The following is a 12,465-nucleotide window of genomic DNA, read 5'->3' on the forward strand; positions in this document are numbered from 1 at the left end:
CCTTCACGCAACGTTGAGTTGCGTCCAGCTATCCGTGTCATAGCCAAATTTCTCAGGTGCCTGCGCGGATAGCTTGGTAGCTTTAGGCTCCTGAGCATCCGCCAATTATTGAGGCCCCGCTATGACCACTCCCACTGCAATTCGCCGACTCGACGCTGCTGACCCGGATTTCGCACGACATCTGGATCATCTGCTGAGCTGGGAAAGTGTGTCTGACGACTCGGTCAACCAGCGCGTGCTCGACATCATCAAGGCGGTGCGTGAGCGTGGCGACGCGGCGCTGGTCGAGTTCACCCAGAAGTTCGACGGGCTGCAGGTCGCCTCGATGGCCGACCTGATCCTGCCCCGCGAGCGCCTGGAACTGGCGTTGACGCGCATTACCCCGGTTCAGCGCGAAGCCCTGGAAAAGGCCGCCGAGCGTGTGCGCAGTTACCACGAAAAGCAGAAGCAGGATTCCTGGAGCTACACCGAGGCCGACGGCACGGTGCTGGGCCAGAAGGTCACGCCGTTGGACCGTGCAGGTCTGTACGTGCCGGGTGGCAAAGCTTCCTATCCGTCTTCGGTATTGATGAACGCCATACCGGCCAAGGTGGCAGGTGTGACCGAAGTGGTCATGGTCGTGCCGACGCCGCGTGGTGAAATCAACGAACTGGTGCTGGCTGCTGCCTGCATTGCAGGGGTCGACCGGGTGTTCACCATTGGCGGGGCGCAGGCTGTTGCCGCGCTGGCTTACGGCACTGAAAGCGTGCCGAAAGTCGACAAGGTTGTTGGCCCTGGCAACATCTATGTGGCGACCGCCAAGCGTCACGTCTTCGGTCAGGTGGGGATCGATATGATCGCTGGTCCTTCCGAGATTCTGGTGGTGTGTGACGGCCAGACCGATCCTGACTGGATCGCCATGGACCTGTTCTCCCAGGCCGAGCACGACGAAGATGCCCAGGCCATTCTGGTCAGTCCGGATGCCGAATTTCTCGACAAGGTGGCGGCCAGCATCACCCGTCTGCTGCCGACCATGGAGCGGGCGGCCATCGTCGAAACGTCGATCAACGGTCGCGGCGCCCTGATAAAGGTGTCTGACATGGCCCAGGCCATCGAAGTCGCCAATCGCATCGCGCCCGAGCACCTCGAACTGTCGGTCGCCGATCCGGAAGCCTGGCTGCCGCAGATCCGTCATGCGGGTGCGATCTTCATGGGGCGCCACACCTCCGAAGCGCTGGGCGATTACTGCGCAGGTCCCAACCATGTGCTGCCGACCTCCGGCACGGCGCGTTTTTCCTCGCCGCTGGGCGTCTACGATTTCCAGAAGCGCTCGTCGATCATCTATTGCTCGCCGCAAGGTGCGTCCGAGCTGGGCAAGACAGCGTCCGTGCTGGCTCGTGGCGAGTCTCTGAGCGGCCACGCGCGCAGTGCCGAATATCGAATCACTGACCCTGACTGGAAAGCAGGCAACACAGAGGACGGCAAATAATGAGCAAATTCTGGAGCCCTTTTGTCAGCGATCTGGTGCCTTATGTGCCGGGCGAACAGCCGAAGCTGACCCGCCTGGTCAAGCTCAATACCAATGAAAACCCGTATGGCCCTTCGCCAAAGGCCATCGACGCCATGCGCGCCGCGCTGACCGACGATTTGCGCCTTTATCCGGACCCCAACAGCGATCTGCTCAAGCATGCTGTCGCCGATTACTACAAGGTGCAGCCCAATCAGGTGTTCCTGGGCAACGGCTCGGACGAGGTGCTGGCGCACATTTTTCACGCCTTGTTTCAGCACGATGCTCCGCTGCTTTTCCCGGATATCAGCTACAGCTTCTATCCGGTGTATTGCGGCCTGTATGGCATCGATCACGAATTGGTCCCGCTGGATGAGCAGTTCCAGATTCGTGCCGAAGACTACGCCAGGCCGAATGCCGGGATCATCTTCCCCAACCCGAATGCGCCGACCGGTTGCCTGCTCGGTCTGGACAAGGTCGAGCAGATCATCAAGGCCAGCCCGGACTCGGTGGTGGTCGTCGATGAAGCGTATATCGACTTTGGTGGCGAGACAGCTATTACGCTGGTCGATCGTTACCCGAACCTGCTGGTCACCCAGACCCTGTCCAAGTCGCGTTCGCTGGCCGGTCTGCGCGTCGGCCTGGCGGTGGGGCATCCTGACCTGATCGAGGCGTTGGAGCGGATCAAGAACAGTTTCAACTCTTATCCGCTGGACCGCATGGCCAATGTGGGCGGGGCGGCTGCCTTCGAGGATCGCGAGCACTTCGAGACAACCCGCAACAAGGTCATCGAAAGTCGCGAGGTACTGGTCGAGCAGTTGCAGCGCAAAGGCTTTGATGTGCTGCCATCGGCAGCCAACTTCATCTTCGCCCGCCACCCGCAACATGATGCCGCAGCACTGGCCGCCAAACTGCGCGAGCAGGGCGTCATCGTCCGCCACTTCAAACAGCAGCGAATCGCCCAGTTCCTGCGCATCAGCATCGGCACGCCAGAGCAGCATCAAGCGTTGCTGGAAGGTCTGAGCGACATCTGAGCAGCGGATCGGTCAGCCCGAAAACGGGCTGACTCTGCGCTGTCACTCATCGCCGACCTGTGTGAGTAATCCACATGGCTCGAAAACACCCCGGACCTGGGTGAGTGTTTCACATGGCTTGAAAACACCCCGGCCCTGTGGGAGCGAGCTTGCTCGCGAAAGGGTCTGCACAAACGCCGAAAATGCATCGACTGAAACACCGCCTTCGCGAGCAAGCTCGCTCCCACAAGATCAGCGCTGCTGCAGAACATCTACGTGGCTCGAAAACATCCCCGACCTGTGTGAGTAATCCACATAGCTCGAAAACACCTCGGACCTGTGTGAGTGTTTCACATGGCTTGAAAACACCCCGGCCCTGTGGGAGCGAGCTTGCTCGCGAAAGGGGCTGCACAAGCGCCGAAAATGCATCGACTGAAACACCGTCTTCGCGAGCAAGCTCGCTCCCACAAGGTCATCAGTGCCGCAGGGCATTCGCATGGCTCGAAACACAGCCGACCTGTGTGAGTAATCCACATAGCTCGAAAACACCTCGGACCTGTGTGAGTGTTTCACATGGCCCGAAAACACCCCGGCCCTGTGGGAGCGAGCTTGCTCGCGAAAGGGGCTGCACAAGCGCCGAAAATGCATTGACTGAAACACCGTCTTCGCGAGCAAGCTCGCTCCCACAAGGTCATCAGTGCCGCAGGGCATTCGCATGGCTCGAAACACAGCCGACCTGTGTGAGTAATCCACATGTCTTGAAGACACCCCGGCCCTGTGTGAGTGTTTCACATGTCTTGAAGACACCCCGGCCCTGTGTGAGTGTTTCACATGGCTTGAAAACACCCCGGCCCTGTGTGAGTGTTTCACATGGCCCGAAAGCACCACGGCCCTGTGGGAGCGAGCTTGCTCGCGAAAGGGGCTGCACAAGCGCCGAAAATGCATCGACTGAAACACCGTCTTCGCGAGCAAGCTCGCTCCCACAAGGTCATCAGTGCCGCAGGGCATTCGCATGGCTCGAAACACAGCCGACCTGTGTGAGTAATCCACATAGCTCGAAAACACCCCGGCCCTGTGTGAGTGTTTCACATGGCCCGAAAGCACCACGGCCCTGTGGGAGCGAGCTTGCTCGCGAAAGGGGCTGCACAAACGCCGAAAATGCATCGACTGAAACACCGCCTTCGCGAGCAAGCTCGCTCCCACAAGGTCATCAGTGCCGCAGGGCATTCGCATGGCTCGAAACACAGCCGACCTGTGTGAGTAATCCATATAGCTCGAAAACACCCCGGCCCTGTGTGAGTGTTTCACATGTCTTGAAGACACCACGGCCCTGTGTGAGTGTTTCACATGGCCCGAAAGCACCACGGCCCTGTGGGAGCGAGCTTGCTCGCGAAAGGGTCTGCACAAACGCCGAAAATGCATCGACTGAAACACCGCCTTCGCGAGCAGTTGGCTCCCACAAGGTCATCAGTGCCGCAGGGCATTCGCATGGCTCGAAACACAGCCGACCTGTGTGAGTAATCCACATAGCTTGAAGACACCCCGGACCTGTGTGAGTGTTTCACATGGCTTGAAGACAACCCGGACCTGTGTGAGTGTTTCACATGGCTCGAAAGCACCACGGCCCTGTGGGAGCGAGCTTGCTCGCGAAAGGGGCTGCACAAGCGCCGAAAATGCATCGACTGAAACACCGTCTTCGCGAGCAAGCTCGCTCCCACAAGGTCATCAGTGCCGCAGGGCATTCGCATGGCTCGAAACACCGTCGACCTGTGTGAGTAATCCACATGGCTTGAAAACACCCCGGCCCTGTGTGAGTGTTTCACATGGCCCGAAAGCACCACGGCCCTGTGGGAGCGAGCTTGCTCGCGAAAGGGGCTGCACAAGCGCCGAAAATGCATCGACTGAAACACCGTCTTCGCGAGCAAGCTCGCTCCCACAAGGTCATCAGTGCCGCAGGGCATTCGCATGGCTCGAAACACAGCCGACCTGTGTGAGTAATCCACATGTCTTGAAGACACCCCGGCCCTGTGTGAGTGTTTCACATGGCTTGAAGACACCCCGGACCTGTGTGAGTGTTTCACATGGCTTGAAGACAACCCGGACCTGTGTGAGTGTTTCACATGGCTCGAAAACACCTCGCTCTCACGCCCTTTGGGCAGAAGCGTGGACACCTTTTATTCCCGGCGTCACAGATCTGCGTTGTACCGCACTTCCAGGTGCTGGCGTCACTCCGGCGCGGCCACGGGTGTCGGGGCGGGCGGTGGGCGCAGGCCGACTTCGGCGCTCAGGCGCATTTCCTTGCCGTTACGCATCACGTCGATAGCAATCTTGTCCTTGGGTTTGGTGCGCGCCACCTGGTTCATCGAGCGACGACCGTCGCCGGCAGGTTCGCCATTGATGCTCAGGATCACGTCGCCCAGTTGCAGCCCGGCTTTCTGCGCCGGTCCGTCGCGGAAGATGCCCGCCACGACGATACCTGGACGATCCTTCAGCCCGAAGGATTCGGCCAGTTCCTGAGTCAGAGGTTGAACTTCGATGCCCAGCCAGCCACGAATGACCTGACCATGCTCGATGATCGACTTCATGACATCCATAGCCAGCTTGGTCGGAATGGCGAAGCCGATGCCCTGCGAGCCGCCGGACTTGGAAAAGATCGCGGTATTGATACCGATCAGATTGCCGCTGGCGTCTACCAGCGCACCGCCCGAGTTACCCGGGTTGATGGCCGCATCGGTCTGAATGAAGTCTTCGTAGGTGTTGAGGCCCAATTGATTGCGCCCGGTGGCACTGATGATGCCCATGGTCACGGTCTGGCCGACCCCGAACGGGTTGCCGATCGCCAGTGCCACATCGCCGATGCGGATGCTGTCAGAGCGCGCGATGGTAATCGCCGGCAGGTTTTTCAGGTCGATCTTGAGCACCGCCAGGTCGGTTTCCGGGTCATTGCCGATGACCCGGGCAATGGTTTCGCGGCCGTCTTTGAGCGCGACCACGATCTGGTCCGCGCCGGTGGTGACGTGGTTGTTGGTCAGTATGTAGCCTTCGGGGCTCATCATGACGCCAGAACCCAGGCTCGATTCCATGCGCTTCTGCTTGGGCGTGTTGTCGCCGAAGAAACGTCTGAATTGCGGGTCTTCGAAAAGCGGGTTGTTGCCCTTGTTGACCATCTTGGTGGTATAGAGGTTGACCACCGCGGGCGCTGCGGCAATGACCGCGTCGGCATAGGAAGACGGACCTTGCATGACATTGGTGGTCTGTGGGGCCTGCTGCAGATTGACATCCAGGCTCGGCAGGCCGACCCACTGCGGGTAGCGCTGGATAATCAGCATGGCGATAAGCACGCCAGCCAGCAATGGCCAGCCGAAAAAACGCAGTGCCTTGAACATTTAACAAGTCCTGATGGTTGCGGGCGCAGAAAGTTTTGCCACGGGTGCGCCATAATGGCGGGCATTATACGAGTACAACGCAGCTCTGAACTGCATATTTAGGAGTCTTTTATGGCTGTTGCCCTGAGCACCCTGGTCGAAGAAGCCGACCGCTATCTGAACAGTGCCCGGATTCAGGATTACTGCCCCAATGGCCTGCAGGTCGAAGGGCGGCCGCAAGTCATGCGCATCGTCAGTGGCGTGACGGCCAGTCAGGCCCTGCTGGACGCGGCAGTCGACGCTCAGGCTGATCTGGTTCTGGTCCACCACGGTTATTTCTGGAAGGGCGAAAACCCGTGTGTCGTCGGCATGAAGCAGCGTCGCCTGAAAACTTTGCTCAAGCATGACATCAGCCTGCTGGCCTACCACCTGCCGCTGGATGTGCATCCCGAGGTGGGCAACAACGTGCAACTGGCGCGTCAACTGGACATCACGGTCGAAGGTCCTCTGGACCCCGAAAACCCGCGCGTGGTCGGGCTGATCGGTTCGCTGTCCGAACCCATGACTGCGCGGGATTTCGCTCGTCGCGTGCAGGACGCGCTGGGGCGTGAGCCATTGCTCATCGAAGGCAGTCAGATGATTCGCCGTGTCGGCTGGTGCACGGGTGGGGGGCAGAACTACATCGATCAGGCGGTGCTTGAGGGCGTCGACCTGTTCCTCAGTGGCGAAGCGTCGGAGCAGACGTTTCATAGCGCACGAGAGAACGACATCAGCTTCATCGCCGCCGGCCATCATGCCACCGAGCGCTATGGCGTTCAGGCACTGGGCGACTACCTGGCGCGGCGCTTTGCGCTCGAGCATATCTTTATCGACTGTCCGAATCCGATTTGAACGATCAAACAGCAGGGCATATGCATAGATCGTTTCGATCTAGTTGCATCGCTGATTAGCGATATCACGCATGTTAAAGTGCCCGGCTCGAATACGGCCCGCTGGCCGCCCCGGGGTTTCCCGGTCCATAACGAACGCAATCCGTGAGTAGCCATGGTTGACAAACTGACGCATCTGAAACAGCTGGAGGCGGAAAGCATCCACATCATCCGCGAGGTCGCCGCCGAGTTCGATAACCCGGTGATGCTGTACTCGATCGGCAAAGATTCCGCCGTGATGCTGCACCTGGCGCGCAAGGCATTCTTCCCCGGTAAACTGCCATTCCCGGTCATGCACGTCGATACCCGCTGGAAATTCCAGGAGATGTATCGCTTTCGCGACCAGATGGTCGAGGAAATGGGCCTGGACCTGATCACCCACATCAACCCCGATGGCGTGGCGCAGGGCATCAACCCGTTCACCCATGGCAGCGCCAAACACACCGACATCATGAAGACCGAGGGCCTGAAGCAGGCGCTCGACAAGCATGGTTTCGACGCCGCCTTTGGCGGTGCCCGACGCGACGAAGAGAAGTCCCGGGCCAAGGAACGCGTCTACTCGTTCCGCGACAGCAAGCACCGCTGGGACCCGAAAAACCAGCGTCCCGAGTTATGGAACGTCTACAACGGCAACGTCAACAAAGGTGAGTCGATCCGTGTGTTCCCGCTCTCCAACTGGACCGAGCTGGATATCTGGCAGTACATCTACCTTGAAGGCATCCCGATCGTGCCGCTGTATTTCGCCGCCGAGCGCGACGTTATCGAGAAGAACGGCACGCTGATCATGATCGACGACGAGCGCATCCTCGAGCATCTCACCGATGAAGAGAAGTCGCGCATCGTCAAGAAAAAGGTCCGTTTCCGCACCCTGGGCTGCTACCCGCTGACCGGTGCCGTCGAGTCCGAAGCGACCAGCCTGACCGACATCATTCAGGAAATGTTGCTGACGCGAACTTCCGAACGCCAGGGCCGGGTCATTGACCATGACGGCGCTGGTTCGATGGAAGAAAAGAAACGTCAGGGTTATTTCTAAGGGGTGTCACATGTCGCATCAATCTGATTTGATCAGCGAGGACATCCTCGCCTACCTGGGCCAGCACGAACGCAAGGAAATGCTGCGCTTTCTTACCTGTGGCAACGTCGATGACGGCAAGAGCACGCTGATCGGGCGTTTGCTGCACGACTCCAAGATGATCTACGAGGATCACCTGGAAGCCATCACCCGTGACTCGAAGAAGTCCGGTACCACGGGTGATGACGTCGATCTGGCGTTGCTGGTGGATGGCCTGCAGGCCGAGCGGGAGCAGGGCATCACCATCGATGTCGCTTATCGCTATTTCTCCACGGCCAAGCGCAAATTCATCATCGCCGACACTCCGGGCCACGAGCAGTACACCCGCAACATGGCCACGGGTGCGTCGACCTGTGACCTGGCGATCATTCTGGTGGACGCCCGCTACGGCGTGCAGACCCAGACCCGTCGTCACAGCTATATCGCCTCGCTGCTGGGCATCAAGCATATCGTCGTCGCCATCAACAAGATGGACCTCAACGGCTTCGATGAAAGCGTTTTCGAGTCGATCAAGGCCGATTACCTGAAGTTTGCCGACGGCATCGCGTTCAAGCCGACCACCATGGCTTTTGTACCTATGTCGGCGCTCAAGGGCGACAACGTGGTGAACAAGAGCGAGTGTTCGCCCTGGTACACCGGCCAGTCGCTGATGGAAATTCTCGAAACGGTCGAAATCGCCAGCGACCGCAATTATGCGGACCTGCGTTTCCCTGTGCAGTACGTCAACCGTCCGAATCTGAACTTCCGTGGTTTCGCCGGTACGCTGGCCAGCGGCATCGTGCACAAGGGCGACGAGATCGTCGTGCTGCCGTCGGGCAAGAGCAGCCGTGTGAAGTCCATCGTCACCTTTGAAGGCGAGCTGGAGCAGGCGGGGCCGGGTCAGGCGGTGACGCTGACCATGGAAGACGAGATCGACATTTCCCGTGGTGACCTGCTGGTGCATGCCGACAATGTTCCGCAGGTCAGCGATGCGTTCGATGCCATACTGGTGTGGATGGCCGAAGAACCGATGCTGCCGGGCAAGAAGTACGACATCAAGCGCGCCACCAGCTATGTGCCAGGCTCCATTGCCAGCATCACCCACCGGGTCGATGTGAACACACTGGAGGAAGGCCCTGCCAGCTCGTTGCAGTTGAACGAGATCGGCCGTGTCAAGGTCAGCCTCGATGCGCCCATCGCGCTGGACGGCTACAGCAGCAACCGCACCACGGGTTCGTTCATCGTCATCGATCGTTTGACCAATGGCACCGTTGCGGCGGGCATGATCATCGCCAAGCCGGTTTCAGGTGGCGGCTCGCAGCACCATGGCGAACTGGCCCACGTCTCCACTGAGGAGCGCGCGCAGCGCTTCGGTCAGCAGCCGGCCACCGTGTTGTTCAGCGGCCTTTCCGGCGCGGGCAAAAGCACGCTGGCCTATGCGGTCGAGCGCAAGCTGTTCGACATGGGCCGTGCGGTCTATGTACTGGACGGTCAGAACCTGCGTCATGACCTGAACAAGGGCTTGCCACAGGATCGTGCAGGTCGTACCGAGAACTGGAGCCGTGCCGCGCATGTGGCGCGTCAGTTCAACGAAGCCGGCCTGTTGACCCTGGCCGCATTCGTTGCTCCGGATGCCGAAGGGCGTGAGCGCGCCAAGGCGCTGATCGGCAAGGATCGCCTGCTCACCGTCTATGTACAGGCGTCGCCAACGGTCTGCCGCGAGCGTGATCCGCAGGGCCTGTATGCCGCTGATGGCGACAATATCCCTGGCGAGTCCTTCCCGTATGACGTGCCGCTGAATGCCGATCTGGTGATCGACACACAGACACTCAACGTCGAAGAAAGCGTCAGGCAGGTGCTGGATCTGCTGCGCAGCCGCGGCGCGATCTGATTCATATCCCTTGGCAGGGGGCTTGCCTCCGCAAGGGATTGCAGTTTCGATCCTACAAAAAAAGCCCGCCGCAGATGCTCTCTGCGGCGGGCTTTTTGTGTGGCTGCGAAAGCTTACTTCTTCAAGCCGTAATGCTCATCCAGCATGCCCGGGGAGTTGGGCGACTTGGGCGCGTAATCCTTGGGTGTTTCAGTGTCGCGTGGCGGGGTCAGGCGGTCGCGATGATCGCGGTGCGCATGATTGGCCTCAGGGTGCAGGGCGGCCAGCAGGCGTTGGCGGGTCAGCTCGTCGAGAGCCAGACGGTTGGCGCCCTCGGCAAGGTGTTCCTGAACGTCCTGATAGCTCTGTGAAAGCTTTTGGACCAGATTGGCCGTGCTGTTGAAGTGCGTGACTACCTCGTTCTGATAGGCGTCGAAACGCTCCTGAATGTCATCCAGCTGGCGCTGGGTGCTGTTCGGAACGGTGTTGGGCAGCAGGCGTGCCACCAGAAAACCAATGACGACACCGGCCACCAGGGCGAGCGTCGGCAACAACCAGACTAAGAGCGAGTGTTCCACGAGTCCTTCCTCTATAAACGGCTTTGCTTTACGTTAACGGCTCGAACCTGCGCTGTATACCCGCGACGTATCGTTGATATGCATGCCGCAGACAATCAGCTAGACGAGTCGACCTATTTCGAGGTCACGGAGTTCTGTTTTGCTCATGCGTGAAACCCCATTATTTATCGATGGCCCTGAAGGCCAGCTCGAAGCGCTGTATCAGGATGTCCCCGACGCCCGAGGTGTTGCACTGATCTGTCATCCTAACCCGATACAGGGCGGAACGATGCTCAATAAAGTCGTCTCGACGTTGCAGCGTACCGCACGCGATCAGGGTTTGATCACGTTGCGCTTCAATTATCGCGGCGTCGGTGCCAGTGCCGGTACCTCGGTTGCCGGGCCAGGCGAGATCGATGATGCCCAGGCTGCCGCCCAATGGCTGCGGGCGCAACATCCTGATCTGCCGATGACCCTGTTCGGATTTTCCTTTGGCGGCTACGTTGCTGCAAACCTGGGTGGCAGGCTGGAAGCGCAGGGTGAAAAGCTCACGCATCTGTTTCTGATTGCGGCTGCGGCGTCGCGCCTCGAGGACCAGAGCGTACTGCCCAAGGCTTGCCCGCTGACGATCATTCAGCCGGAGAACGACGAAGTGATCGACCCAGAGACGGTCTATGCATGGTCCGCCGCGTTGCAACGTCCCCATGAGCTGCTGAAAGTGGCAGAATGCGGACACTTTTTTCACGGCAAGCTTACTGATCTGAAAGATCTGCTCCTGCCGCGACTTTCCAGCTGATTGCAGCCCGTATTGCATCCTATTGATAAGCGACCTGCCATGACCACTCGTATCCTGACCGGTATCACGACCACCGGCACTCCCCATCTGGGCAACTACGCGGGCGCCATTCGCCCGGCCATTGTCGCCAGCCGTCAGAGCGATTTCGACTCGTTCTACTTTCTGGCCGACTACCACGCGCTGATCAAATGCGATGACCCGCTGCGCATTCAGCGCTCGCGTCTGGAAATCGCCGCGACCTGGCTGGCGGCGGGGCTGGACGTCGATCGTGTGACCTTCTATCGCCAGTCGGACATTCCTGAAATCCCGGAACTGACCTGGCTGCTCACCTGCGTCGCGGCCAAGGGCCTACTCAATCGCGCCCACGCCTACAAGGCGTCGGTGGACAAGAACGTGGAAGGTGGCGAAGACCCGGACGCAGGCATCACCATGGGTCTATACAGCTACCCGGTGCTGATGGCTGCCGACATCCTGATGTTCAATGCGCATCAGGTTCCGGTAGGTCGCGACCAGATTCAGCACGTTGAAATGGCCCGTGACATCGGTCAGCGTTTCAATCACCTGTTCGGCAATGGCAAGGAATTCTTCGTCATGCCCGAGGCACTGATCGAAGAGAGCGTGGCTACGCTGCCAGGTCTGGACGGTCGCAAGATGTCCAAGAGCTACGACAACACCATCCCGTTGTTCAGCGGTGCCAAGGACATGAAAAGCGCGATATCGCGTATCGTCACCGACTCGCGTGCCCCAGGCGAAGCGAAAGACCCGGACACCTCGCATCTGTTTACTCTGTATCAGGCCTTCTCGACGGCCGAGCAGTGCGCCGAATTCCGCGCTGACCTGTTGCAGGGCCTGGGTTGGGGTGAAGCCAAGAATCGTCTGTTCACGTTGCTGGATGCGCAGCTGAGCGAGCCCCGTGAAAAGTACCTGGGGCTGATCGAGCGTCCTGCCGATCTGGAAGACATCCTGCTCGCTGGCGCGCAGAAAGCCCGACGTGTCGCCACCCCGTTCCTTGAGGAACTGCGCGAGGCGGTAGGCCTTCGGTCGTTCCGTACCGTGGTGCAGAACGCCGACACCGGCAAGAAGAAGGCCAGCAAGGGCGCTCGTTTCGTCAGCTTCCGTGAAGACGACGGCAGCTTCCGTTTCCGTATGCTGGCAGCCGATGGCGAGCAGTTGCTGTTGTCGCGCAATTTTGCCGATGGCAAGGCGGCAGGCGTGGTCAGCAAGCAGTTGCAGCAGGGCGGCGAACTGGACCTGCGCAGCGAAGACGATCGCTTCACGCTGTGGCTGGACGGCGCCTGCGTGGCGGACAGTCCGGTATTCGCCGACGCTGCCGCGCGCGACAGCGCCATCGAAACACTCAAGCTGGCGCTCGCTTCTCAACAGGACTGATTGCCAATC

Annotated in this window: 9 protein-coding genes; 7 read left to right on the top strand and 2 right to left on the bottom strand. The window is 59.6% G+C overall.

Features of this window, described 5'->3' with window-relative positions; all coding sequences use genetic code 11:
• Positions 1 to 121 precede the first annotated feature (121 nt).
• Together hisD and hisC are read left to right on the top strand one after the other, a co-directional pair.
• Complete coding sequence (hisD, locus tag JOE29_RS04255; protein WP_003424521.1) at positions 122 to 1,468, top strand: histidinol dehydrogenase; 1,347 nt, start codon at positions 122 to 124, stop codon at positions 1,466 to 1,468.
• Complete coding sequence (hisC, locus tag JOE29_RS04260) at positions 1,468 to 2,520, top strand: histidinol-phosphate transaminase (protein WP_044312139.1); 1,053 nt, start codon at positions 1,468 to 1,470, stop codon at positions 2,518 to 2,520. The genes hisD and hisC overlap by 1 nt, the downstream gene beginning before the upstream one ends.
• A gap of 2,204 nt (positions 2,521 to 4,724) precedes the next feature.
• Here the strand turns inward: hisC and algW are convergent.
• Positions 4,725 to 5,885, bottom strand: a complete 1,161-nt coding sequence (gene algW, locus JOE29_RS04265; protein WP_003340656.1) for a Do family serine endopeptidase AlgW — start codon at positions 5,883 to 5,885, stop codon at positions 4,725 to 4,727.
• A 111-nt stretch (positions 5,886 to 5,996) separates the two neighbouring features.
• On the opposite strand from algW, the gene JOE29_RS04270 reads away from it, so the two are divergent.
• From JOE29_RS04270 to cysN, 3 genes are all read left to right on the top strand, one after another.
• The gene (locus tag JOE29_RS04270; RefSeq protein WP_003364071.1) at positions 5,997 to 6,755 is read left to right on the top strand and encodes a Nif3-like dinuclear metal center hexameric protein; all 759 of its coding nucleotides are present in this window, start codon (positions 5,997 to 5,999) and stop codon (positions 6,753 to 6,755) included.
• 153 nt (positions 6,756 to 6,908) lie between these two features.
• On the top strand, positions 6,909 to 7,826 hold the full coding sequence (gene cysD / locus JOE29_RS04275) for a sulfate adenylyltransferase subunit CysD (RefSeq protein ID WP_003313577.1): 918 nt from the start codon (positions 6,909 to 6,911) through the stop codon (positions 7,824 to 7,826).
• A 10-nt stretch (positions 7,827 to 7,836) separates the two neighbouring features.
• On the top strand, positions 7,837 to 9,735 hold the full coding sequence (gene cysN / locus JOE29_RS04280) for a sulfate adenylyltransferase subunit CysN (protein ID WP_210078821.1): 1,899 nt from the start codon (positions 7,837 to 7,839) through the stop codon (positions 9,733 to 9,735).
• Between the two features lie 113 nt (positions 9,736 to 9,848).
• Here cysN and JOE29_RS04285 read toward each other — a convergent pair whose 3' ends face one another.
• Positions 9,849 to 10,292 (bottom strand): DUF1043 family protein, encoded by a 444-nt coding sequence (locus JOE29_RS04285; RefSeq protein WP_003340664.1) that lies wholly within the window; start codon positions 10,290 to 10,292, stop codon positions 9,849 to 9,851.
• Positions 10,293 to 10,437: 145 nt separating this feature from the next.
• On the opposite strand from JOE29_RS04285, the gene JOE29_RS04290 reads away from it, so the two are divergent.
• Positions 10,438 to 11,067, top strand: coding sequence for a thioesterase domain-containing protein (locus tag JOE29_RS04290; protein WP_004411662.1), 630 nt, complete (start codon positions 10,438 to 10,440; stop codon positions 11,065 to 11,067).
• A 39-nt stretch (positions 11,068 to 11,106) separates the two neighbouring features.
• Positions 11,107 to 12,456, top strand: coding sequence for a tryptophan--tRNA ligase (locus tag JOE29_RS04295; protein WP_044312137.1), 1,350 nt, complete (start codon positions 11,107 to 11,109; stop codon positions 12,454 to 12,456).
• Positions 12,457 to 12,465: the final 9 nt, after the last annotated feature.

It is taken from the genome of Pseudomonas sp. PvP009, assembly GCF_017832995.1.
Classification (GTDB): Bacteria; Pseudomonadota; Gammaproteobacteria; order Pseudomonadales; family Pseudomonadaceae; genus Aquipseudomonas; species Aquipseudomonas syringae.

What these genes read in the sequence shown, in the direction of transcription:
- hisD (WP_003424521.1), top strand. Translation starts at nt 122, where the DNA reads ATGACCACTCCCACTGCAATTCGCCGACTCGACGCTGCTGACCCGGAT.
- hisC (WP_044312139.1), top strand. Translation starts at nt 1,468, where the DNA reads ATGAGCAAATTCTGGAGCCCTTTTGTCAGCGATCTGGTGCCTTATGTG.
- algW (WP_003340656.1), bottom strand. Translation starts at nt 5,885, where the DNA reads ATGTTCAAGGCACTGCGTTTTTTCGGCTGGCCATTGCTGGCTGGCGTG.
- JOE29_RS04270 (WP_003364071.1), top strand. Translation starts at nt 5,997, where the DNA reads ATGGCTGTTGCCCTGAGCACCCTGGTCGAAGAAGCCGACCGCTATCTG.
- cysD (WP_003313577.1), top strand. Translation starts at nt 6,909, where the DNA reads ATGGTTGACAAACTGACGCATCTGAAACAGCTGGAGGCGGAAAGCATC.
- cysN (WP_210078821.1), top strand. Translation starts at nt 7,837, where the DNA reads ATGTCGCATCAATCTGATTTGATCAGCGAGGACATCCTCGCCTACCTG.
- JOE29_RS04290 (WP_004411662.1), top strand. Translation starts at nt 10,438, where the DNA reads ATGCGTGAAACCCCATTATTTATCGATGGCCCTGAAGGCCAGCTCGAA.
- JOE29_RS04295 (WP_044312137.1), top strand. Translation starts at nt 11,107, where the DNA reads ATGACCACTCGTATCCTGACCGGTATCACGACCACCGGCACTCCCCAT.